Below are 22956 nucleotides of genomic sequence, written 5' to 3'. Positions count from 1 at the left end.
CCGGCAGGCTGCGCCCGGCGGGAGCCGGGCCGGGAACCGCCGGGCGTCCGGGTGTGGTCAGGGCGTGAGGACGAGGCGCCCGCGCAGGCCGCCCGCGGCGAGGCGGTCGTGAGCGACGCCGACCTTCTCCAGCGGCAGGGTGTCCGCGACGCGCGGGCTGAGCCGTCCCGCGCCCACCAGCGCGGCCAGCTCGGTCAACCGCGCGCCGTCGGCGAACACCTCCTGCACGACGACGCGCGTGGCCCGCAGGGGCGGCGGCGCGAACGGCGCGACCAGGGCCACGAAGGTGCCTTCGGGCCGCAGCGCCTCGTGCGCCGCGACGCCGACCACCGCGGCGTCGACCACCGCGTCGACGCCACCGGGAACCTCGCGGCGTACGGCTTCGGCGAGCCGTGGCGTGCGCGGCACGAACCAGGTCGCGCCCAGGCCGCGGACGAGCGGTTCGTCGTCGGTGCCGGCGACGGCCACGGTGCGCACGCCCCGCATGGCGGCCAGTTCGAGCAGCAGCCCGCCGACGCCGCCCGCGGCTCCGGTGACGAGCAGTGTCTGCCCGGCGCGCAGGCCCGTGAGGGTGAGCGACCGGTCGGCCGTGAGCCCGATGAGCGGCAGGGCGGCGGCCCGTGCGGCGGGGACGCCGGCCGGCGCCGGGGCCACCGCGCGCTCGTCCAGGACGACGTACTCCGCCTGGGTGCCGCCGGCCGACAGCACGTCCCGCAGGCCGATCACCTGGTCCCCGGCGGTGAACCGGGTGACGCCGGCGCCCACCTGGTCGACCTGCCCGGCCACGTCCCAGCCGAGCCACAGCACCGGGGCGGGGGCGAGCAGGCCGGCCTCGTTGAGCGCCCCGTTGCGGGTGGACAGGTCGATCCGGTTGACCGCCGCCGCGGCCACGCGTACGCGCACCTGGCCGGGCCCGGCCTCCGGCACGGGTACGTCGACGACTTCCAGGACCTCGGGGCCGCCGAAGCGGCGTATGGCAACAGCTTTCATGCCGTTCACGCTAGGACTGCTACTCTCCGGCGGTAAGTAGGTACCCGAAGGTGCGTAACCCTCCCGGAGGTCCGTCATGGCGACCCTCAGTGCCGCGCAGTTGCGGGAGCACCAGCGTGACGAATACAACGCCTTCCTCGCGCAGTGCCCGGGTCACCAGCTGCTGGCGACGCTCAGCGACAAGTGGGTGACGCTGGTCCTCGCCGCCCTCGCGGACGGCCCCCTGCGCTACAGCGACCTGAGCCGCACCATCCCCGGTGCCAGCCAGAAGATGCTGACCCAGACGCTGCGCAAGCTGGAACGCGACGGCCTGCTCACCCGCACCGTCACGCCGTCGGTGCCGGTGCGGGTCGATTACGGGATCACCGCTCTGGGCCGTACCCTGCTTCCGATCCAGCAGGCCATCAAGAGTTGGGCCGAGACGCACATCGAGCAGGTCCATCGCGCCCGCGCCGCGTACGACCGGGGCGCCGCCGGCTGACCGCCGCTCCGGCGTGGACGGGGTGTGGCCTGGACGACATGCCCGACCGGCGCTTGTTGCATGTATTTGGCAATTGCGGAATGCTGGCGTTAGTGGTCGGCTGCCCCGGCGCGCGATGATCCAGAACCATCGCCGGGGCGTCCGCCCGCTCGTGACCGTGCACCGCTGCGGGCACGGTCGGTCAGACCAGGACGCCGGCCCGGCGTGACACCGGGCGGTCGTGCGACGAACAGATCCCCGGGAGCATGTCATGGGTACGCGTGTGTCCAGGCGCGTGGCGGCGGTCGCCGTCGTCGGCGTCCTCGCCCTGACCGGCTGCTCGTCGCCGACGGCCACGTCCACCGGTGCGGGCGGCGGCACCCTCGTCGTGGCGACGGCGGGTGAGCCGGACGCGCTGAACCCGGTGCTGAACTACGGCGTCGACGGCGGCTCCCTGATCTTCGACGGGCTGGTCGCCCGCGACGCCCGCAACGAGCTGGTGCCGGCGCTGGCCCGGGAGCTGCCGACCGTGTCGGCGGACGGCCGGACGGTCACCGCGAAGCTGCGCGAGGGCGTGCTGTTCCACGACGGCACCCCGTTCACCGCGCAGGACGTGGTCTTCACCTACCAGGCGGTGCTGGACCCGAAGGTCGACTCCACGCTCCGCTCCGACCTGGACATGCTCGACTCGGTCACGGCGCCCGACCCGTCGACCGTGGTGTTCGGCCTGAAGTACGCCTACGCACCCTTCCCGCAGCGGCTGGCCCTCGGGATCGTGCCGGCCAAGGCGCTGGCCGGGCAGGACATCAACAAGGCCGAGTTCAACCGCAAGCCGGTGGGCACCGGCCCGTACCGCGTGACGTCCTGGACCCCGGGCGACCGGCTCGTGCTCGCGGCCAACGAGAGCTACTGGGGCGGCAGGCCCGCCAACAGCGGCGTGGTGGTGGCGTTCGTCGCCGACGACAACGTCCGCGCGCAGCGGATGCGGGCGGGGGAGTTCGACGCGGCGGAGCTGGCCCCGAAGCTGGCCACGGGCTTCGACGGGCAGGCCGGCTACCGGGTGCAGCGGGTGCCCACCGCCGACTACCGGGGCGTGATGCTGCCGATGGGCAACCCGGTCACCGCCGACCTCGCGGTGCGCCGGGCGCTGAACGCGGCGGTGGACCGCGCGGCCATGGTCACCGGGCTGCTCGGCGGGGCGGGCGAGCCGGCGTTCGGGCCGGTCCCGCCGACGTCGGAGTTCGCCGAGCCGTCGATCGTCGGCAAGCCCGCCGCCGACCCGGCCGCCGCGACCGCCGCCCTCGACGCCGCCGGCTGGAAGCCGGGCCCGGACGGCATCCGCGCCAAGGACGGCCGGCAGGCGGCGTTCTCCCTGATGTACCCGGCCACGGACAGCCTCCGCAAGGAACTCGCCCTCGCGGTGACCGCCGACGCGAAGAAGGTCGGCATCAAGATCACTCCCGAGGGCCTGACCTGGGACGCGATCACCCCCCGGATGAAGAGCGACGCGCTCGTCATGGGCTACGGCACGCCGTACGACCCGGACTTCGTCTCCTACAAGCTCTTCGGTTCCGCCTTCGCCGGCCAGGGCTTCTTCAACCCCGGCTCCTACCGCTCCGACGTCGTCGACAAGGCGTTGCAGGACGGCCGCGCCAACGCGGACCCGGCCACCCGCAAGGCCGCGTACGCCACGTTCCAGAAGCAGCTCGCCACCGACATGCCGTGGGTGTTCCTCACCTACCTCGAGCACACCTACGTGGTCAAGGACCAGATCGCCGGGACGACCCCACGCGTGGAGCCGCATGAGCACGACGTCGCCAACAGTCTCTGGTGGAACATCCACACCTGGACGAGGAAGTCGTGACGACGCCCACCCCGACCGCCGCGCCGGCCCCGGCGAAGGCCCCCGACGACCGGCGTCGTGCGCGCCGGCTGGCGGGCGCCGGCGCGGTGGTCCGCCGGCGGCTGCTGGTGGCCGTGCCCATCCTCGCCGCCACCAGCGTCGGCATGTTCGCCCTCGGCGCGGCCTCGCCGATCGACCCCGCCCAGCAGTACGCGGGCGCGGCGGCGTTCACCACCAGCGAGGAGAACCTGGCGCAGATCCGCGCCAACTGGGGCGTCGACGACCCGCTGCCGGTGCAGTACCTGCGCTGGGTGGGCAACCTGCTCCAGGGCGACCTGGGCTGGTCCACCAGCCGCCACGAGCCGGTCACCTCCGTGCTCGCCGCCCGGGCCGGCTGGACCCTGCTGCTCGTGGGCGCCGCCCTCGCCCTCGTCCTCGTGGCGAGCCTGCTGCTGGGCACGCTGGCCGCGTACCGGCGCGGCGGCTGGTTCGACCGGGCGCTGCGCGCCACCGCGTACGCCGTGCAGTCGATGCCGGTGTTCTGGATCGGGCTGGCCGCCATCGCCCTGTTCGCACTCACCCTCGGGTGGCTGCCGGCCGGCGGGCTCACCGACATCACCGCCACCGGCACCGACCCCGCCGACGTGGCCCGGCACCTGATCCTCCCGGTGGGCGTGCTGGCGCTCGCCCAGATGCCGTGGTTCGTGCTGTTCATCCGTGACACCGTCGCCGAGAGCCTCCGCGACGACCACGTCCTCGCCGCCAGGGCCCGGGGCCTGCCCGGCCGCACGGTCCTGTTCGGCCACGCCCTGCGTACCGCGCTGCTGCCGTTCCTCACCCTCGTCGGCACCCACCTGCCCGAGCTGATCGGCGGCGCCGTCCTGGTGGAGACCGTGTTCTCCCTGCCCGGCCTCGGCGCGGTGACCGTCCAGGCCGCGCTGGGCAGCGACTTCCCGCTGCTGGCCGCCACGACCCTGGCCACCACCGTCGTGGTGCTGGCCGCGAACCTGGGCACCGACCTCGCCTACGCCGCCGCCGATCCCCGGGTACGCCTCGATGACTGACCTCGCCCTGCCCGTCCGGGTCCGGCGGCCGAAGCCGCGTACGGGCCGGGCCGGTGCCGCCGTCGCCTGGGCCGTGCTCGTCGGCGCGGGCCTGGCCTGCCTGCTCGCCCCCGTCCTCTGGCCGCTCGACGAGAGCGCGGTGGAGCTGGCCCGCACCCGGCTCGCGCCCTCCTGGGCGCACCCGGCCGGCACCGACGACCTGGGGCGCGACGTGGCCCACCGCAGCCTCTACGGCCTGCGGGTCTCGCTGCTCGTCGGCGCCGTCGCCGCGCTCGTCGCCACCGTGATCGGCGGGCTCGTCGGCGCGGTGGCCGGCACCCTCGGGGGCTGGGTCGACCGCGTGCTGATGCGGGTGGTCGACACCATCGCGGCGTTGCCGCACCTGCTGCTGGGCATCTTCATCGTCGCGATGCTGCGGCCGAGCCTGGGCGCGGTGATCCTGTCGATCGGGCTGACGCACTGGCTCTCCACCGCCCGCATCGTCCGCTCGGAGCTGCTCAGCCTGCGTACCCGGCCGTTCATCGACGCCGCGATCTCCGGCGGGGCCAGCCGCACCCGCGTGATCACCCGGCACCTGCTCCCGCACGTGCTGCCCCGGCTGGCGCTGGCCACCACGCTGATGGTGCCGCACGCCGTCTGGCACGAGACCGCGCTGTCCTTCCTCGGCCTGGGACTGCCCCCGCACCTGGCCTCGATCGGCAACATGATCAACGACGGGCAACGGTCCCTGCTCACCGGCGCCTGGTGGGCCAGCATCGTGCCCGGCCTGCTCCTCGTCGTCGTCACGCTGGCCCTGGCCGCACTCACCGGCCGCTGGCGCGACCGCCTCGACCCGCGCGTACGAGCGGAGCTGAACCTGTGACCACCACCCGCGAGCCTGCGCCCGTCCCGGCCGGCACCACCAGCGTCGCCCCGGCCGGCACCGCCGCCGCGCCGGACACCACCAGCGCGCCGTACACCGCCACCGCGCCGGACACCGCCACCGCGGCCGGCTCCGGTGGCCCGGCCGGCACCGGCGACGGCCGGCCCGGCCTGCTGGAGGTCGACGGGCTCACCGTCCGCTTCCAGCTCCGCGACGCCGTGGTGCAGGCCGTCACCGACCTGCACCTGACCGTCCACCCGGGGGAACTCCTCGCGGTCGTCGGGGAGTCCGGCTGCGGCAAGTCGGTGCTCGCGCACGCCCTGCTCGGCCTGCTCCCCGGCAACGCCACCGTCACGGGCCAGGCGCGGCTGCGCCCGCCCACCGGGGAGAAGCACGACCTGGTCGGCTCCTCCGAGCGCCACCTCGCCCGCGCCGTACGCGGTCGCGTGGTCGGGCTGGTGCCGCAGAGCCCCGCCACCGCGCTGAACCCCGTGCGTACGGGCCGCCGGCTGCTGGAGGAGACCCTGCGCGCCCACGGGCGCACCCGGCGCGAGGCGCCCGCAGCCGCCGAGCGGGTGGCCGCCGACGTCGGCCTCGACCCCGCCGACCTCGACCGCCATCCCCACGAACTCTCCGGCGGCATGGCGCAGCGCCTGGCCACCGCCCTCGCCCTCGCCCCCGATCCGCCGCTGCTGCTCGCCGACGAACCCACCACCGGCCTCGACCGGCCGCTGGTCGACCACACCCTCGACCTGCTGCGCCGTCGCTGTGACGCCGGCGGCGCGGTCCTGCTCATCACCCACGACCTGGCCGCCGCCCGCCGGATCGCCGACACGGTCGCCGTCATGTACGCCAGCCGGATCGTGGAACGGCGGCCGACGGGCGAGTTGTTCGCGGCGCCCGCCCACCCGTACACCGCCGGCCTGCTCGACGCCCTGCCCGAGCGGGCCTTCCGGCCTGTCCCCGGCCACCCGCCGATGCTCACCGACCTGCCTCCCGGCTGCGCCTTCGCCCCGCGCTGCGACCGCGCCACCGACGTCTGCCGCACCCCGCCCGCGCCCTTTGCGGGCGCCCCGGCCCGGGTCGCCTGCCACCACCCGCTGACCCTCGGAGCGCCGTGATGACCAGCACCGCGCTCGCGGCCCACGAGGTCGCGGTCTCCTTCGGCGGCCGGCGCGTCCTCGACGGCGTCGACCTGTGCGTCGCCCCCGGCGAGACGGTGGGCCTGCGCGGGCCCTCGGGCAGCGGCAAGTCCACCCTCGCCCGGGTGCTGGCCCTGCTGCACGCCCCCGAGGCCGGGCACGTCACCCTCGACGGCCACCGGGTGGCGGGCGCCCGGCACCGGCTGCCCGCCGCCGTCCGCACCCGCGTCGCGATCCTGTTCCAGAGCCCCCGCGCCGCCACCGACCCCCGGCTGGGCCTCGCCGACATCATCGCCGAACCGCTGCGCGCCACCGGCACGCCCGAGGCGCAGGCGCGGGCCCGGGCGGCGGAGCTGGCCGACCTCGTCGGCCTCACGCCCGACCTGCTGGCCCGCCGCCCCCACGCCGTCAGCGACGGGCAGCTGCAACGTGCCTGCCTCGCCCGCGCCCTCGTGCACCGGCCGGACTACCTGCTCTGCGACGAGGCCACCGCCATGCTCGACGCCTCCACCCAGGCGCACCTTGCGGCCGTCGTCACCGACTACCAGCGGCAGCACGCCGCCGGGGTCCTGCTCATCACCCACGACCCGGCGCTGATGGCCCGCTGGGCCACCCGGGTGGTCGACCTGCCGTCTGCGCCCCGGTCCTGACCGCGCCGGCGACCGCCCGGGGGCGCGACCGTCCCTCATGGTGTTCGTCACCGTGACTTCCGGGCGGGCCGGCCGCTAGGGTGACCCTGCCGTGGTGCTCGGGAAGCCGGTGCAAGACCGGTGCGGCCCTCGCCACTGTGATCGGGAAGTTCGCGGCCCTCGTCGTACGAGGTCACTGGGCGCCATGCGCCTGGGAAGGCCGGCCACGGACGCACCTCCCGTCAGCCAGGAGACCGGCCACGGCACAGCGATGACCCGTCCACGAGGTGTTGGAAGGCGGTCCCGATGCGCGTGCGCGCTGTGCGGTCCACCCTGTCCCGGCGCGTTGCCGCGCCCCTGTCCGTTCTCGTCGTCCTGCTCGGCGGCTGCGCCACGGACGATCCGGCCACGACGGCGTCGCCGTCGGCTGCCCCCGTCACGCTGACCAACTGCGGTACGCCGGTCAGCGTCGCCGCCCCGCCCGAGCGCGCGGTGACGCTGAACCAGCCCGCCACGGAGATCATGCTGGCCCTCGGCCTCGGCGACCGCATGGCCGGCACGGCGTACCTGGACGACGCGATCCTGCCCGAGCACGCGGCCGCGTACGCCGCCGTGCCGGTGCTGTCGGACAAGTACCCGGCGAAGGAGAAGCTGCTGGAGGCGGCGCCGGACTTCGTCTACGCCTCGTTCCACAGCGCCTTCGGCGACGAGGGGGTCGGCGACCGTGCCGCGCTGGCGGCACTCGGCGTCGACACGTACCTCTCGCCGGCGGGGTGCCCCAAGCAGCACCGGCCGGCGAAGCTGACCGTCGAGGACGTGTTCGCCGAGATCCGGGACGTGGCGGCCGTCTTCGGGGTGCCGGAGCGGGCCGAGAAGCTCATCGCCGACCAGCGGGCCCGCGTCGCCACGGCCGTCGCCCGCGTCGGCGCCGCGCGGGACGTGTCGGTGCTCTGGTGGGACGCCGGCAGCGACGCCCCCAGCGTGGGGGCCTGCTGCGGCAGCCCCGGAATGATCATGTCGGCGGTCGGGGTACGCAACGCGTTCGGCGACCTCTCCGGCGGCTGGGCCGACACCAGTTGGGAGTCGGTCGTGGACCGCGATCCCGGCGCGATCGTGCTGGTCGACGCGGGCTGGGACCCGGCCGCCGCGAAGCGGGCCTTCCTGGCCCGGCATCCCAGCCTGAAGGACCTGCCCGCCGTGGCCGGGCAACGCTTCGTCGTCATCCCGTTCTCGTCCACCTCCGCCGGGGTACGCGTCGTGCTCGGCGTCGAGGCGCTGGCCGCGGGCGTGGCGCAGCTCCCCGCCGGGGCGGACCGCTGACCGCCGTGGTCCGCCGCACCGCCGCCGACCCGACCCGGCCCGCCGCCGCCGACCGGACCGGTGGCCCCGCCGCCGCCCCGGCCCGGCCAGGCGGCCCCGGAGCCGTGCGTCACGCCGGGTTCCGCGCGGCGCACCCGGTCGGCCTGGCGGCGCTGCTGGTGGCCCTGCTGGCGGGTCTGGTCGTGTCGATCGGCGTGGCCGTCACCGTCGGGCCGGCCGACATCCCCGTGTGGGCGGTCTGGTCGGTCGTGGCCGACCGCCTGGGACTCCCGCACGCGGAGGTGCCGCTGCTGCGCGAGCACATCGTCTGGCGGCTGCGCCTGCCCCGGGTGCTGGGGGCCGCCGCCGTGGGGGGCGGGCTGGCGGCCGTCGGCGCGGTGATGCAGACCGTCACCCGCAACCCGCTCGCCGACCCGTACCTGCTGGGGGTCTCCTCCGGGGCGTCGCTCGGCGCGGTCGCGGTCCTCGTCCTGGGCTTCGGCGGTGGGGTCGCCGCGCTCACCGGGGGCGCCTTCGCCGGGGCGCTGGCCGCGTTCGCGGTCGTGGCCGTGGTGGCCGGCCGGCGGGCCGCGCTGGCGCCCACCAGGGTGGTGCTGGCCGGGGTGGCCGTCGCGCAGCTCTGCGGGGCGGCGACCTCGTTCGTCATCATCTGGGTCGCCGATCCGCACGCCACCCAGAGCATCACCTTCTGGCTCTCCGGCTCGTTGGCCCGCGTCGACTGGACCGCCCTGGCGTGGGCCGTGCCGGTCCTGGCCGCCGTGCTCGCCCTGGTGGCGGCGTACGCCCGCACGCTCAACGCGTTCGCCTTCGGCGAGGACGCCGCAGCGAGCCTCGGCGTCGCCGTCACCCGGGTCCGGTGGCTGCTGCTGGTCGCCACCGCGCTGCTCACGGCGACGCTGGTCGCCGTCAGTGGCGCGGTGGGCTTCGTGGGGCTGATCCTGCCGCACGCCGCCCGGTTCCTCACCGGGGCGGACCACCGGCGACTGCTGCCCGTCGCCGTCCTCGCCGGGGCGATCTTCCTGGTCTGGGTGGACACCGCCGCGCGGACCCTGTTCGCGCCCCGGGAACTGCCGGTGGGCGTGCTGACGGCGCTGCTCGGGGTGCCCGCCTTCGTGGTGCTGCTGCACCGCCGGAAGGTGCGTGACTGATGCTCACCGTCACCGGCGTGTCCTGGTCCGTCGCGGCCCGGCGGATCCTCGACGACGTCACCTGCGCGGTGCCGGCGGGCAGCCTCGTCGGGCTGCTCGGTCCCAACGGCTGCGGCAAGACCACCCTGCTGCGGATCGTCGCGCGGCTCGCCGCACCGGACGCCGGGCTGGTCACCGTCGACGGCGACGACGTCGCCAGCCTGCCCCGCGTCACGCTGGCCCGCCGGGCCGCCCTGCTCGCCCAGCACGCCGACACCGACCTGGACCTCAGCGTCGGCGAGGTGGTGCTGCTCGGCCGTACGCCCCACCGCGGCTCGCGCTGGTCCGACAGCGCCGCCGACCGGGTCGCCGCGGCGGACGCGCTGGCCCGGGTGGACCTGGACGGGTACGCCGAGCGCCGCTGGCACACCCTCTCCGGCGGCGAGCGGCAGCGGGTGCAGCTGGCCCGTGCCCTGGCCCAGCAGCCGCTGCTGCTGTTGCTCGACGAGCCCACGAACCACCTCGACATCGGCCACCAGCTGCACCTGCTGCACCTGGTCCGCCGCTCGGGGGTCACCACCCTGGCCGCGCTGCACGACCTCAACCTCGCCGCCATGTTCTGCGACGCGGTGGTCGTCCTGGCCGCCGGGCGGGTCGTCGCCGCCGGTACGCCCGCCGAGGTCCTCACCGCCGGCCTGCTCGCCGACGTCTACGGGGTGCGCGCCGACGTCGTGGCGCACCCGGGCACCGGGCGGCCCACCATCACCTACCACCCGCCCGCGCCGTGACCGACGCACCGGGCTGCCTCGTCACCGTGTGCCGCGACTGCTGCTGCGGCAGCACCCACAAGCACCCCTCCGTCGACCACGACGCGCAGCTGCGGCGGCTGCGCGCCGGGCTGCCGGCACCACACCGGGTACGGGTCAGCGCCTGCCTCGACCTCTGCGCGCAGTCGAACCTGGTCGTCGTGCACCCGACCCCGGCGGCCCGCCGCGCCGGCGCGCGGCCGGTCTGGTTCGGCCTGGTCCTGCACGACTCCGTCGTCGACGACATCGCCGGATGGGTCCGGGCCGGCGGGCCGGGCGTGGTGCCGCTGCGCGCCGAGCTGGAGCTGTCGGTGGTCGCCCCGGCGCTGCGCCCCGGGCGGTGAGCAGGCCTCAGCCGGCGCGGGCGTCGGCGGGGTCGGGACCGGTGGCATCGGCGCGGCCGGCGGCGACGTCGGTTGGTCGGGAAGCCGGGGAAGTCCCGACCGGACGGGTACCTGTGCCGCCCGCGTTCGCCGAGCCCGGCCCGCCGCCGCGCGGGGCTCCGCGGGTGCCCCGGACCCGGAGCCCGGTCAGGCGGCGCGGCGATCGGGGACGCGCGCGGAGCCGGGGTGCGGCGACGGGAGCAGCCGCAGCCCCGGCGACTCCGTGGGCTCGTCGGCGGGCAGGCTCCAGCGGGGCTCGTCCGGACGGCCGCGCCGCGCCGGGCCGTCGGGGCGCAGCCCCGGGCGGGACAGGGCGACGACGATGACGTAGCCCACCAGCAGGAAGCCGTGGCTGACCACGCGGGTGGCGTCCACCCGCCCGGTGAGCAGGTCGTTGACCGACAGCAGCGCCAGCGTGCCGACGAAGGCGGTCAGCATCGGCACCAGCCCCGTCGGCGGTGTGCGCCGGGCCGCGACGAACAGGAAGCCCGCACCCACGGCGACGTTCCACGCCGCCGACTCGTGCCACAGGTGCCCCGACATCAGCCCGCCGACCGCCGCGTGGGTGTGCGCGTCCGCCGTACCGCGGCCGATCTGCGCCAGGCCCAGGACGAGCTGCAGCGCCCCGACCAGCCCGAGGGCCGCCCGCAGGGTGAGCACGGCCCGCTCCCGACGGCGGCGCGGAGCCGGTGCGGGCAGCGCGCCGAGGATGGCGTCGGTGAGGTCGTCACCGGCCACGGCGACCGACAGCCGGGCCCGACGGGTCACCGTCCCGGCCTGGTCGTACCACCTCCGGCAGCCGCCGCAACCGGCCAGGTGATCCGCCACCGCCGTCCGCTCGGCGGCGGTCTCCTCCCCGTCCAACTGCGCCGACAGCACCTCGCGCCACTGCTCACACCCCATGTACCGGTAGTCGGCCCGCAGGCGTGCCTGGTTCCCGCGCAGTTCGGTCGATCATCGCCTTCCCGCAGGTCAGCCCGGGAGAGGTGCGGCTCGGCCGGTGGCGTGGCCGCCCGGCCGGCGGCCAGCGCCCGCGCGGCCGGCTCCCCGTCGTCAGCCATCCGGCACCTCCGTGTCGGGGCCCCGCGACGCCGCGACTCCGGGTGCCCCTGTGCCTGTCGCCGGGAGCTGTCTAGCATGGACGACCCCGCCCGACCGTCGAAGCAGGCAGCCCATGACCGGTACGGTTTACGAGAACGCCCGGATCCACACGCTCGACCCCGCCCGTCCGCAGGCCGAGGCGATGCTGGTGCGCGGCGAGCGCATCGTCGCCGTCGGGACACTCGACGAGTGCCGCGACCGCGCCGGCGGCGGGGCGCGCCGGGTCGACCTGGGCGGGATGACCGTGCTGCCGGGGCTGATCGACAGCCACCTCCACTCGGCGCTCTACGTGCGCGGCCTGGAGCAGGTGGACCTGCGTGGCACGACCAGCCTCGACGAGGCGCTGACGCGGATCGCCCGGCACGCCGCCACCCTGTCGCCCGACGCCTGGCTCCTCGGCGGGCGCTGGGACAGCCACAAGTGGGACCGGCCGGTGCAGCCGACGCGGGCCGACCTGGACCGCGTCTGCCCCGACCGGCCGGCCGTGCTGCCCAGCATCGACGGGCACACCACCTGGGTCAACACGGCCACCCTCCGGCGGCTCGGCATCGACGCCGACACCCCCGACCCCGTCGGCGGGCAGATCGTCCGTGACGAACGCGGCGAGCCGACCGGCATCCTGCGGGAGGCGGCGGGGGACGCGGCGTACGACGTCATGCGCTCCTCGCTCGCCGGTGACCTGGTCACGCAGTTGCGTACCCACCTGCCCCGGCTGCTCGCCGCCGGCCTCACCAGCATCCACGACCTCGACGGGCAGGACTGCCGGGCCGCCTACGAGACCCTGTACGCCCGGGGCGAACTGCCCCTGCGGGTGCACAAGTCGATCCCGTCGACAGCCCTGGACGAGGTCATCGACCTGGGCTGGGCCACCGGTGACGGGGACCGCTGGCTGAGCACCGGCCCGGTCAAGATCTTCACCGACGGGGCGCTCGGCTCGCACACCTGCCTGATGACCGAGCCGTACGAGGGCGAGCCACACAACCACGGCATCGCGGTCACCCCGGCGGAGGAGTTCGAGCGGCTGGTCGCGAAGGCGGCCGGGGCCGGCATCGCCGTCGCGGCCCACGCCATCGGCGACGCGGCGAACGAGATGGTGCTGCGGGCGTACGCCCGCTGGCAGGAGTCGGCGCGCACCAACCCGACCGTCGCCGGGGCGGTACGGCGGCTGCGGCACCGGATCGAACACACCCAGCACCTGCGGCCGCAGGACGTGCCGCTGCTCGCCCGGCTGGGCGTGACCGCCTCGATGCAGCCCACCCACTGCACCAGCGACATCCCCCTGACCAGCCGGATGCTCGCCGGCCGCGACCTGGCCTCGTACGCCTGGCGCAGCCTGCTGGACGCCGGCGCGACGGTGGCGTTCGGCTCGGACGCCCCGGTGGAGGATCCGGACCCGTTCTTCGGCATCCACGCCGCGGTGACCCGGCAGCAGCCCGACGGCACCCCGCCCGGCGGCGTGGACCCGCACGAGCGGGTGAGCCTCGACACGGCGCTGCGCTGCTTCACCGAGGCGGGCGCGTACGCCTCCTACGAGGAGCACCTGAAGGGGCGGCTGACCCCGGGCATGCTCGCGGACTTCATCGCGCTGCCCACCGATCCCCACCAGGTCGAGCCGGCGCAGTTGCGCGACCTCACGGTGGCGCTCACCGTGGTCGGCGGGGTGGTGCGCTGGCAGCGCTGACCGCCGGCCGGCGATCCCGGGCGGGGCCGGCGCTCAGGCGGGCCGTTCCGGCGGCAGGTCGAGCACGAGGGCCGGCCCGCTGCGGCGGCCACCGCCGCGACGCCCGGTCAGCGCGACCACGGCGTCCACGGCGCGCGGCGACCGCAGCGCCGCCTCGCTCGGCCGCGAGTGGGCGTCGTCGAGGGCCGGCGTGACCGCCACCCGTCGGGTGCCCGCCGGCACCTGCGTCCCGCTCGTCGCCACCCCGGCCAGGCCCATCGGGCCCCCGTCGGGCACGCCGGCGGGACGGATCTGCGGCCCGGCGTCCACGACGGCGTCCGGGCCGCCGCGGCGCAGCAGGGTGACGCGCCCGTCGGGGGAGACCTCCACCAGGGTGGCGGCGAGGTAGCCGCCCGGGGCGATGTCCCGGACGAGCTGGTCGAGGGTGTCGGCGATCTGCGGCAGCGCTCGTCCGCGTCGCGGGGCCTCGCGCCGGAAGGCCGACTCCAGCGCCCGGGCGTGCTCGGGGCGGGCCAGGGTGGCGCCGTGCGCCACGCCGACGAGGACGCGCAGGCCGCCGCGTCGCAGCGGCACCGCCGCGGCGACCTCGCCGGGAGAGCGGCAGACGCCCAGGGCGGCGTGCCCCGGGCCGGCGGGCACGGCGAACACGGCGACGTCGCGGGGTGCGGGCACGCGGGCGATCGCCCGCGCCTCGCGGCGACGCCTGGCCCAGGCCAGCAGGGGTACGGCGGCCAGGCTCACCACGGAGGCGCCGAGCGCCCACGGGTCGGCGCGGTGTCCGGGAACCACGGGTACGACCACGGACGCCGTCAGCAGGACGACGGCCCAGGCGGAGATGAGCGCGGCCACCCGGGGCCGGGTGGACACGCCGAGCAGCCCCGGAAGCAGCACCCAGCCGAGCGGCGTGCTCACCTCCGCCACGCCCATCACGAGGGCGTTGCCCGTCGCCCCGGCGAGGGCCGCCCGGGTCGACACCAGTGCCCCACTCCGCATCGTCCCGCCCATCCGTCGTCCTCGATCGCCGACGCGGCCCCGCGCGTTCCGGAGCGCGCCGAGCGGTCCTAGCACCAGGACGCCAAGGTTAACCGGCGGGTGGGCGAACCCCTCCTGATCATGATAGGCAGGAGGCGCGCCGGTGGCGAGGTGCCGATGGCGGGTGCCGAGGCGCGCGGAGTTCTTCCCGGGTCGCTGGCGACCGGCGTCGTGCGCCCTGGTCACCGGCCCGGTATCGGCAGTAGGCGAATTCGCCCCTTACCGGTTAGGGTTGGCTAACCGGCTGTCAAACCCTGGGAGGATATGTGCTGGTTCTGGTGGCGGTCCACGCATTGGCAGCCGTGATCGCCCCGGGACTGATACGTATCTGGGGGCGACGGGCCCTCTACCTCGTGGCGCTGGCCCCCGCGGCGACCCTCGTCTGGGCGCTCACACGCACGGGGACGGTCCGCTCCGGCACCCCGGTCGTCGAGACGGTCGCCTGGGTTCCCCAGCTCGGCCTGGAGATCGCCCTGCGGATGGGCACCCTGGCCTGGCTGATGGTGGTGCTGGTGGGCGGGGTCGGGGCACTCGTGCTCGCCTACAGCGCCCACTACTTCCGCTCCGACGATCCCGGCCTGGGCCGCTTCGCGGCGGTCTTCGTCGCCTTCGCCGGAGCGATGCTCGGCCTGGTGGTCTCCGACGACCTGCTGCTGCTGTACGTGTTCTGGGAGCTGACGACCGTCCTGTCCTACCTGCTGATCGGCAGCGACCCGACCCGGCGGGCCAGCCGGCGGGCGGCCATGCAGGCGCTGCTGGTCACCACCCTGGGCGGCCTGGCGATGCTCGCCGGGTTCGTCATGCTCGGGCAGCACGCCGGCACGTACCGCTGGTCCGAGATCGCCACCGACCTGCCCGGCGGCGGCTACCTGGCCGTGGCCCTGGTGCTGATCCTGCTCGGCGCGCTGAGCAAGTCGGCGATCTTCCCCTTCAGCTTCTGGCTGCCCGGCGCGATGGCCGCGCCCACCCCGGTCAGCGCCTACCTGCACGCCGCGGCGATGGTGAAGGCCGGTGTGTTCCTCGTCGCGCTGATGGGACCGGCCGTGGTCGGGGTCGCGCCGTGGCGGCCGATCCTGCTCGCCGGCGGGCTGCTCACCATGTTCCTCGGCGGCTGGGCGGCGCTGCGGCAGACCGACCTGAAACTGCTGCTGGCCTACGGCACGGTCAGCCAGCTCGGTCTGCTGATGGTGATCCTCGGCGCCGGCACCCGCGACACGGCGCTGGCCGGCGTGGCGATGGTGCTGGCCCACGCGCTGTTCAAGTCCACCCTCTTCCTCGTCGTCGGGGTCGTCGACCACGTCGCCGGCACCCGCGACCTGCGTGAACTCAGCGGCCTGGGCCGGCGCGCGCCGGCGCTCGCGGCGGTGGCCGGTCTCGCGGCGGCCTCCATGGCGGGCCTCCCGCCGCTGGCCGGGTTCGTCGCCAAGGAGGCGGCCGTCGAGGCGTTCCTGCACGGCGGCACCGCCGACCTGGTGGTGCTCGCCGGCGTGGTGCTCGGCTCGGCGCTGACCGTGGCGTACACGCTGCGCTTCGTCTGGGGCGCGTTCGCCACCAAAGGCGACGTGCCCGCCACCCGGCCCGGGCCGGTCCGGTGGCCCTTCCTCGCGCCGGCCGTCGTGCTCGCCGCCGCCGGCCTGGCGGTGGGGCTCCTCGCGCCCGCCGTCGACAAGGTCCTCGCCCCGTACGCCGACCTGTACCCGAGCGCCGAACCCGGCTACCACCTCGCCCTCTGGCACGGGCCGACGCTGGCACTGGGCCTGTCGGCGCTGGCGGTCGCGGGCGGTGTGGGGCTGTTCCTCCTGCGGCACCGGGGGCGGCTGGGCGCGGCGGCCCGCCTGCCCTTCGACGGGGCCACGGTCTACGACCGGCTCATCGGCGGGGTGGACCGGCTGGCGGTGGAGCTGACCGGCGCCACCCAGCGCGGATCCCTTCCGTTCTACCTCGGCGTGATCCTGCTGGTGTTGATCGCCTTGCCGGGTGGGGCGCTGCTGGCCGGGATGCCCTGGCCGCAGCGGTTCCAGTTGTGGGACACCCCGTTGCAGGCCGTCGCGGCCGCCGTGGTGATCGTGGCCGCCGTGGCCGCCGCCCGCGCCCGGCGCCGACTGACCGCGATGATCCTCGTCGGCGTCGCCGGCTACGGCACCGCGCTGCTGTTCATCCTGCACGGCGCCCCGGACCTGGCCCTGACCCAGTTCCTGGTGGAGACCGTCACGATCGTCATGTTCGTGCTGGTCCTGCGCCACCTGCCCGCCAAGTTCTCCGAGCGGCCCATCCGGTCCAGCCGGCGCGGCCGCGTCGCGCTCGGCGTCGCCGTGGGCGTGGTCACCGCCGGCATGGCGTACGTCGCGGCGGGAGCGCGGTCGGCCATCCCGATCTCCGTCGACTTCCCGGACGAGGCCGTCTCCTACGGCGGCGGCAAGAACATCGTCAACGTGACCCTGGTGGACATCCGGGCCTGGGACACCATGGGCGAGATCGCCGTCCTGGTGGTGGCCGCCACGGGCGTGGCCAGCCTCATCTTCCGCCACTCCCGGGACCTCGACCTGCGCAAGGGCATCCCCGGCGCGGGCCGTACCGAGTCGGCGCGGCCGCGCTGGCTGACCACCGGCGCCACCACCCGCCAGCAGTCGGTCATCCTCCAGGTCGTCACCCGGCTGCTGTTCCACGCCATCGTGCTCTTCTCGATCTACCTGCTCTTCTCCGGGCACAACGCCCCCGGCGGCGGCTTCGCCGCCGGACTGGTCGCCGGGCTCGCGCTGGCCGTGCGCTACCTGGCGGGCGGGCGTACGGAGTTGAACGGGGCCGCGCCGGTCGACGCCGGTGCGGTGCTCGGCGCCGGGCTGTTCGTCGCCGTCGGCACGGGCGTCGCCGCGATGCTGCTGGGCGGCGAGTTCCTGCAGAGCGCCCTGCTGGACCTGCACCTGCCGGTCTTCGGCCACGTCCACTTCGTCACGTCGGTCTTCTTCGACGTCGGCGTCTACCTGATCGTGGTCGGCCTGGTCCTGGACATCCTGCGCAGCCTGGGCGCGGAGATGGACCGTCAGCAGGAGACCGACCAGAACGAGACCGAACAGGCCGACGACCGGGCGAAGGAGCTGGTGTGAACCCGAACCTGACCTACGTCCTCGTGGTCGGCGTCCTCTTCGCCGCCGGGGTGACGCTACTGCTGGAGCGCAGCCTCACGCGGGTGCTGATGGGCGTCATCCTGCTCGGTAACGGCGCCAACCTCCTGCTGCTCACCGGCGGCAAGGCCGGGGGGCCACCGATCGTCGGCACCACCGCCGAGGGGGACATGAGCGATCCGCTGCCCCAGGCCATGGTGCTGACCGCGATCGTCATCACCCTCGGCATGACCGCGTTCCTGCTCGCCCTGGCGTACCGCAGCTGGCACCTCAACGGGCACGACGAGGTGCAGGACGACGTCGAGGACCGCCGCATCATGGAGCTCGCCGACCGGGACGAGGGACCGGGCACCGCCGACACCGACGGCGGCGACACCGACACCGACACCGGCGACGTCGACCCCGCGCTGGCGACCGTGCCCGCCGACGACGCCGCGACCAGCCCGGCCGCGGACGCGGGGAGGAGCCGATGACCTGGCTCGTACCCCTGCCGGTGGTGATGCCACTGCTCGGCGCGGCCCTGACGCTGCTGCTCGTCGGCCGGCCCCGCGCCCAGCGCTGGGTCAGCCTCACCGTCCTCACCGCCACCGTCGCCGTGGCGGCCACGCTGCTGGTCCGCGCGTCGGTCGACGGGCCGCTGGTCGTCGAGGTCGGCGGCTGGGTCGCGCCGCTGGGCATCGTCCTGGTCGCCGACCAGCTCGCCGCGCTGATGCTCGTCGTCTCCGCCGCCGTCACCCTCTGCGTGCTCGTCTACTCGATCGGGCAGGGCACGGCCGACGGCAACGAGGAGACCCCGCTGTCGGTCTACCACCCGACCTACCTCGTGCTGACCGCCGGCGTGTGCAACGCGTTCCTCTCCGGCGACCTGTTCAACCTCTACGTCGGCTTCGAGATCCTGCTGGTGGCCAGCTACGTGCTGCTGACCCTGGGCAGCACGGAGACCCGGATCCGGGCCGGCACCACGTACGTCGTGGTCAGCCTGCTGTCGTCGCTGATCTTCCTGGTCGCGATCGGCCTGGTCTACGCGGCGACCGGCACGCTCAACCTGGCCCAGCTCGTCGACCGGCTCGACGCGTTGCCGGACGACCTGCGACTGGTGCTGCAGGGGATGCTGCTGCTCGCCTTCGGCATCAAGGCGGCCGTGTTCCCGCTGTCGGCCTGGCTGCCGGACAGCTACCCGACCGCCCCGGCCCCGGTCACCGCGGTCTTCGCCGGCCTGCTCACCAAGGTCGGCGTGTACGCGATCATCCGCACCGAGACGCTGCTGTTCCCCGGCGGCCGCACCGCCGACCTGCTGCTGGTCGTGGCGGCGCTGACCATGGTGGTGGGCATCCTCGGCGCGGTCGCCCAGTCCGACGTCAAACGGCTGCTGTCGTTCACCCTCATCAGCCACATCGGTTACATGCTCTTCGGCGTCGGCCTGAGCACCTCCCTCGGCCTGTCCGCGGCGATCTTCTACGTGGTGCACCACATCACCATCCAGACGACCCTGTTCCTCGCCGCCGGCCTGGTCGAACGCCGGGGCGGGAGCACCGCCCTGGACCGGCTCGGCGGCCTGGCCAGACTCTCGCCGCTGCTGGCCGTGCTCTTCTTCGTGCCCGCGCTCAACCTCGCCGGCATCCCACCCTTCTCCGGCTTCCTCGGCAAGCTCGGTCTCGTCCAGGCGGGCGTGGACGACGGCGGCCCGCTGGCCTGGACGCTCGTCGCCGGTGGGCTGATCACCAGCCTGCTCACCCTCTACGCCATCGCCCGCGTGTGGAACCTGGCCTTCTGGCGTGCCCCGCATCCGGACATGCCCGACGCCGGCGACGCCGTGCGCGCCGCCCGCACCGAGGGCGCCGAACAGCCGCACCGGGCACCGGACGCCGAGGCGTCGGGCGTCGTGCTGCCCCGGTTGATGATCGGGTCGACCGCCGCCCTGGTGGTGCTCGGCCTGGCGCTGACGGCGGTGGCCGGGCCGTTGTTCGACATCAGCACCGACGCGGCGGACGACCTGCTGCGTCGGACCCCGTACGTCGAGGCCGTGTTCCCGGACGGTGCCCCGTGACCAGTGACCCGATGACCCCGCCGAAGCCGATCACGCCGACGAACCCGCCGCTGACCCGCGCGGCGCGCCGCCGTAACCGGCTCGTCGCCGTGACCGGGCTGACCGGCGTCTGGGTGCTGCTCTGGGGCACCCTCTCCTGGGCCAACCTGATCAGCGGGCTGGTGCTCTCCGTCGGCCTGCTGGCGGTGTTCCCGCTGCCACCGGTGACCTTCGCCGGGCGCATCCGCCCCGTGCCGCTCGCGCGGTTCTGGGTGCGTTTCCTGCGCGACCTCGTGGTCGCCTCCGCCCAGATCGCCTGGCTGGCGGTACGCGTCGGGCAACCCCCGCTCAGCGCGATCATCGCCGTGCCGCTGCGGGTCAACACCGACCTCAACCTCACGCTGACCGCCGAGGCGCTGTCCCTGGTGCCGGGCAGCCTCATCCTCGAGGCCGACCGGACGACCGGCACCCTCTACGTGCACGTCATCGGCGTACGCAGCCGCGAGGAGGTCGAGCGCTTCCGGCAGGGCGTGCTGGAACTCGAAGGGCGGATCGTCGCTGCCATCGGCTCGCCCGACGAGCTGCGCCGCGTGACGCGACCCCACCCCGCCGGCCCGTCGGAGCCGGCCCAACCGGAAGGGGCACCCAGATGACCGCCGTCGCCGTGACCGTCGCCGTGCTGCTCGCCGTGGCCCTCGGACTGACCCTCGTGCGCATCATCCGCGGACCGTCCATCCTCGACCGCGCCGTCGCCACCGACGTCCTGCTGGCCGTCGTGGTGGCCGCCATCGCCACCGAGGCCGCCTACAGCCGCGACGCCACCGCGCTGCCGGTGCTGGTCGTCCTCGCCATCCTCGGCTTCGTCGGCTCGGTCAGCGTCGCCCGCTTCGCCGCCCGGAGGAACGACAAGTGACGCTCGACGCCGTCCTCGACGTGGCCGCCTCGGTCTGCCTGATCGCCGGGGCGCTGCTCTGCGTGGCCGCCGGGGCGGCGCTGCTGCGCTTCCCCGACCTGCTCGCCAGGATGCACGCGGCGGCCAAGCCCCAGGTGCTCGGCCTGCTGCTCGTCATGCTCGGCTGCGCGCTGCGCCTGCGCACCGGGGTGGACATCACCACGCTCGTGCTCGTCGGCGCCTTCCAGCTCGCCACCGCGCCCGTCGCGGCGCACATGGTGGGCCGGACGGGCTACCCGCACGGCGAGATCCGCCGCGACCTGCTGATCACCGACGAACTCGCGCCCCCCCTGGACCGAACCAGCTCCGCCCGGTCCTGCCCGCCCCCCCCGCCCGCGCGGTCGAAGCGCCAGGCCGGCCCGCCCCACCTGTCGGCGACCGCCGGCGCTCCCCGCCGGCGCGCCGGCGGCCGCTGGCGGCGTGCGACCAGAACGACCGCGCCATCCTCGGCGGTCGGCAGGGACCCGGCGGCACGCACGGGTCCGATCTCATCCGATGTCCGCCGTCGCGGATTGGCGGGGCGGCCTCGGGGCAGTAGGTGGCGATGGATGAACAGGTGATGGTGTTCGCGCCGGCGCCGCTGTTGACCGTGACCATCGAGCAGCAGGCCGACGCGGTCGAGCTGCACCTGCACCCCGGTGGGCAGGGGGTGTGGCAGACCCGGATGATCGCGGCTCTCGGCACGCCGGTGACGCTGTGCGTGGCCCTCGGCGGCGAGGTCGGCGACGCGCTGCGCAAACTCCTGGTCGAGGAGGACGTGACGGTGCGCGTCGTGCGGCGGCAGTCGGGGACCGGCTGGTACGTGCACGACCGGCGTGACGGCTCGCGGGCGGAGATCGCGGAGGACCCGGGCGCCCCGATGGTCCGCCACGACATCGACGAGCTGTACACGGTGACCCTGACGGAGGGGCTGCGGGCGCCGGTCAGCGTACTCAGTGGCCCCGCCGATCCGGACGTGGTCGATCCGGACATCTACCGGCGCCTCGCCTCCGACCTGACCGCAAACGGCGGCACCGTCGTGGCGGACCTGTCCGGCGCCCACCTGGCGGCGGTGCTGGAGGGCGGGGTCGCCGTGCTCAAGGTCAGCCACGAGGAACTGATGGACGACGGTCACGCGGACGACGACAGCGTCGAGACGCTGCTCGACGCCGGCCGGCGGCTGCAGAAGCGGGGCGCGAGGTCGGTGCTGATCAGCCGCGCCGGAGAGCCGGCCCTGGCCCTGCTCGACGACGGTACGGCGCTGCAGGTGCACGCCCCGCCGCTGGAGCTGGCCGACCACCGGGGCGCCGGTGACTCGATGACCGCCGGCGTGGCCGCCGTACTCGCCCGGGGCGGCGACATGCGGGAGGCCGTACGCATCGGCGCCGCCGCCGGGGCGCTCAACGTGACCCGGCACGGGCTGGGCACCGGCCGCGCCGAAGCCGTGCGGGAACTCGCCGGACGGGTGCGGTTGACGCCGCTGCAGGACGCTCCGGGGGGCTCCGATGACGGGTGACGGCGGTGACCGCGCGGCGCGGCGGCTCGACCGGCCGGCGCGCGTCCTGGTGACCAACGACGACGGCGTGCTGGCCCCGGGCATCCGCTGGCTCGCCCGTGCCGCGTACGAACGCGGCCTCGACGTGGTGGTCGCGGCGCCGCAGTCCGAGGCGAGCGGGATGAGCGCCGCCCTCTCCGCGGTGACCGACGAGGGGCGGGTGGTGTTCACGGGGACGGAGCTGGTCGGGCTGCCGGAGGTGCCGGCGTACGCGGTGGCCGCCTCGCCCGGCTACATCGCCATGCTGGCCGGGCTCGGAGTGTTCGGGCCGCCCCCGGAGCTGGTGCTGTCGGGCATCAACCGGGGCGCGAACGCGGGGCACGCGATCCTGCACTCCGGCACGGTGGGGGCGGCGCTGACCGCCGGCAACGGTGGCGCGCGGGCGTTGGCCGTGTCGCTGGACGTGCTGTCGCCGGCGGCGGCGAGCGTGGGCAGCGGCGGCGCGGCGATCGCCGTGCTGGACACCCTCGACGACGAGGCCCGTCACTGGTCGACCGCCGCCGACCTGGCGGGGCGCCTGCTGCCCTGGCTGCTCGACGCGGAACCCGCGACGGTGCTCAACCTCAACGTGCCCGACCTGCCGGCCGACGAGGTCGCCGGGCTGCGCCAGGCCACCCTCGCGCCGTTCGGTCAGGTGCAGGTCACCGTCACCGAGAGTGGCCACGGCTACGTCCGTACGGCCATCGAGGAGAACGGCGCGCGCCGCGTTCCCGGCACGGACCTGGCCTGGCTGGCCGACGGCTACGCCGCCGTCACCGTCGTGCGGGCCCTGGGCGACCTGCCCGACGTGGTGGTGCCGACGTCGACGTGAGGGGGCCGGGCGGGTAGGGCGGTGGGGCACCGCCGGAGCCGGTGACCAGACAGCATCCAAGGCATCGATAA

22 protein-coding genes and 1 riboswitch are annotated in these 22956 nt (G+C 75.3%); of the genes, 19 read left to right on the top strand and 3 right to left on the bottom strand.

Annotated features, from left to right (window positions below; genetic code table 11):
• Positions 1 to 57: 57 nt before the first annotated feature.
• Positions 58 to 990 carry an alcohol dehydrogenase catalytic domain-containing protein gene (locus tag V6U77_RS04165; RefSeq protein ID WP_334604834.1) on the bottom strand — a complete coding sequence of 311 codons (933 nt, stop codon included), beginning with the start codon at positions 988 to 990 and terminating at the stop codon, positions 58 to 60.
• A 76-nt stretch (positions 991 to 1066) separates the two neighbouring features.
• Here V6U77_RS04165 and V6U77_RS04160 point away from each other — a divergent pair, with 76 nt between their 5' ends.
• From V6U77_RS04160 to V6U77_RS04115, 10 genes are all read left to right on the top strand, one after another.
• On the top strand, positions 1067 to 1471 hold the full coding sequence (locus V6U77_RS04160) for a winged helix-turn-helix transcriptional regulator (RefSeq protein ID WP_334604832.1): 405 nt from the start codon (positions 1067 to 1069) through the stop codon (positions 1469 to 1471).
• A gap of 250 nt (positions 1472 to 1721) precedes the next feature.
• Positions 1722 to 3314, top strand: coding sequence for an ABC transporter substrate-binding protein (locus V6U77_RS04155; RefSeq protein ID WP_334604831.1), 1593 nt, complete (start codon positions 1722 to 1724; stop codon positions 3312 to 3314).
• A complete protein-coding gene (locus tag V6U77_RS04150) occupies positions 3311 to 4357 on the top strand; it encodes an ABC transporter permease (protein WP_334604830.1) in 1047 nt (348 codons plus the stop codon). Before V6U77_RS04155 ends, V6U77_RS04150 begins: the two co-directional genes overlap by 4 nt.
• Entirely contained in the window at positions 4350 to 5219 is an 870-nt protein-coding gene (locus V6U77_RS04145) for an ABC transporter permease (protein WP_334604829.1), read from the top strand. Before V6U77_RS04150 ends, V6U77_RS04145 begins: the two co-directional genes overlap by 8 nt.
• Positions 5216 to 6340 (top strand): ABC transporter ATP-binding protein, encoded by a 1125-nt coding sequence (locus tag V6U77_RS04140; protein ID WP_334604828.1) that lies wholly within the window; start codon positions 5216 to 5218, stop codon positions 6338 to 6340. The genes V6U77_RS04145 and V6U77_RS04140 overlap by 4 nt, the downstream gene beginning before the upstream one ends.
• Positions 6340 to 7011, top strand: a complete 672-nt coding sequence (locus tag V6U77_RS04135) for an ABC transporter ATP-binding protein (RefSeq protein ID WP_334604827.1) — start codon at positions 6340 to 6342, stop codon at positions 7009 to 7011. Before V6U77_RS04140 ends, V6U77_RS04135 begins: the two co-directional genes overlap by 1 nt.
• A 75-nt stretch (positions 7012 to 7086) precedes the next feature.
• Positions 7087 to 7267: riboswitch (cobalamin riboswitch) on the top strand.
• A 29-nt stretch (positions 7268 to 7296) separates the two neighbouring features.
• Positions 7297 to 8310 (top strand): ABC transporter substrate-binding protein, encoded by a 1014-nt coding sequence (locus tag V6U77_RS04130; RefSeq protein WP_334604826.1) that lies wholly within the window; start codon positions 7297 to 7299, stop codon positions 8308 to 8310.
• A 5-nt stretch (positions 8311 to 8315) separates the two neighbouring features.
• Positions 8316 to 9458 carry a FecCD family ABC transporter permease gene (locus tag V6U77_RS04125; protein ID WP_334604825.1) on the top strand — a complete coding sequence of 381 codons (1143 nt, stop codon included), beginning with the start codon at positions 8316 to 8318 and terminating at the stop codon, positions 9456 to 9458.
• On the top strand, positions 9458 to 10225 hold the full coding sequence (locus tag V6U77_RS04120) for an ABC transporter ATP-binding protein (protein WP_334604824.1): 768 nt from the start codon (positions 9458 to 9460) through the stop codon (positions 10223 to 10225). Before V6U77_RS04125 ends, V6U77_RS04120 begins: the two co-directional genes overlap by 1 nt.
• Entirely contained in the window at positions 10222 to 10587 is a 366-nt protein-coding gene (locus V6U77_RS04115; RefSeq protein WP_334604822.1) for a hypothetical protein, read from the top strand. Before V6U77_RS04120 ends, V6U77_RS04115 begins: the two co-directional genes overlap by 4 nt.
• A 186-nt stretch (positions 10588 to 10773) precedes the next feature.
• On the opposite strand, the gene V6U77_RS04110 is transcribed toward V6U77_RS04115, so the two are convergent.
• Complete coding sequence (locus tag V6U77_RS04110; protein ID WP_334604821.1) at positions 10774 to 11529, bottom strand: zf-HC2 domain-containing protein; 756 nt, start codon at positions 11527 to 11529, stop codon at positions 10774 to 10776.
• A gap of 271 nt (positions 11530 to 11800) precedes the next feature.
• Here V6U77_RS04110 and V6U77_RS04105 point away from each other — a divergent pair, with 271 nt between their 5' ends.
• Positions 11801 to 13408, top strand: coding sequence for an amidohydrolase (locus V6U77_RS04105; protein ID WP_334604820.1), 1608 nt, complete (start codon positions 11801 to 11803; stop codon positions 13406 to 13408).
• A 33-nt stretch (positions 13409 to 13441) separates the two neighbouring features.
• Here the strand turns inward: V6U77_RS04105 and V6U77_RS04100 are convergent, their stop codons facing one another.
• Positions 13442 to 14413, bottom strand: coding sequence for a hypothetical protein (locus tag V6U77_RS04100; RefSeq protein ID WP_334604819.1), 972 nt, complete (start codon positions 14411 to 14413; stop codon positions 13442 to 13444).
• Positions 14414 to 14706: 293 nt separating this feature from the next.
• On the opposite strand from V6U77_RS04100, the gene V6U77_RS04095 reads away from it, so the two are divergent.
• From V6U77_RS04095 to surE, 8 genes are read left to right on the top strand one after another with little or no spacing between them, the layout of a single operon-like run.
• Entirely contained in the window at positions 14707 to 17544 is a 2838-nt protein-coding gene (locus V6U77_RS04095) for a Na+/H+ antiporter subunit A (RefSeq protein WP_334604818.1), read from the top strand.
• Complete coding sequence (locus V6U77_RS04090) at positions 17541 to 18035, top strand: Na(+)/H(+) antiporter subunit C (protein WP_334604817.1); 495 nt, start codon at positions 17541 to 17543, stop codon at positions 18033 to 18035. The genes V6U77_RS04095 and V6U77_RS04090 overlap by 4 nt, the downstream gene beginning before the upstream one ends.
• Positions 18032 to 19609: a Na+/H+ antiporter subunit D gene (locus tag V6U77_RS04085; RefSeq protein ID WP_334604816.1), complete on the top strand. Its 1578-nt coding sequence runs from the start codon at positions 18032 to 18034 to the stop codon at positions 19607 to 19609. Before V6U77_RS04090 ends, V6U77_RS04085 begins: the two co-directional genes overlap by 4 nt.
• 11 nt (positions 19610 to 19620) lie before the next feature.
• Entirely contained in the window at positions 19621 to 20241 is a 621-nt protein-coding gene (locus V6U77_RS04080; RefSeq protein ID WP_442934372.1) for a Na+/H+ antiporter subunit E, read from the top strand.
• On the top strand, positions 20238 to 20501 hold the full coding sequence (locus V6U77_RS04075) for a monovalent cation/H+ antiporter complex subunit F (RefSeq protein WP_334604813.1): 264 nt from the start codon (positions 20238 to 20240) through the stop codon (positions 20499 to 20501). Before V6U77_RS04080 ends, V6U77_RS04075 begins: the two co-directional genes overlap by 4 nt.
• Positions 20498 to 21100, top strand: coding sequence for a monovalent cation/H(+) antiporter subunit G (mnhG, locus tag V6U77_RS04070; protein WP_334604812.1), 603 nt, complete (start codon positions 20498 to 20500; stop codon positions 21098 to 21100). Before V6U77_RS04075 ends, mnhG begins: the two co-directional genes overlap by 4 nt.
• A complete protein-coding gene (locus tag V6U77_RS04065) occupies positions 21085 to 22035 on the top strand; it encodes a 1-phosphofructokinase family hexose kinase (RefSeq protein ID WP_334604811.1) in 951 nt (316 codons plus the stop codon). The genes mnhG and V6U77_RS04065 overlap by 16 nt, the downstream gene beginning before the upstream one ends.
• On the top strand, positions 22025 to 22885 hold the full coding sequence (gene surE / locus V6U77_RS04060; protein ID WP_334604810.1) for a 5'/3'-nucleotidase SurE: 861 nt from the start codon (positions 22025 to 22027) through the stop codon (positions 22883 to 22885). Before V6U77_RS04065 ends, surE begins: the two co-directional genes overlap by 11 nt.
• Positions 22886 to 22956: the final 71 nt, after the last annotated feature.

Origin of the sequence: Micromonospora sp. CPCC 205546 (assembly GCF_036902715.1) — a bacterium.
GTDB lineage: Bacteria > Actinomycetota > Actinomycetes > Mycobacteriales > Micromonosporaceae > Micromonospora.
The sequence above is the reverse complement of the archived record's forward strand: the minus strand, read 5'-3'. Positions and strand labels throughout refer to the sequence as shown.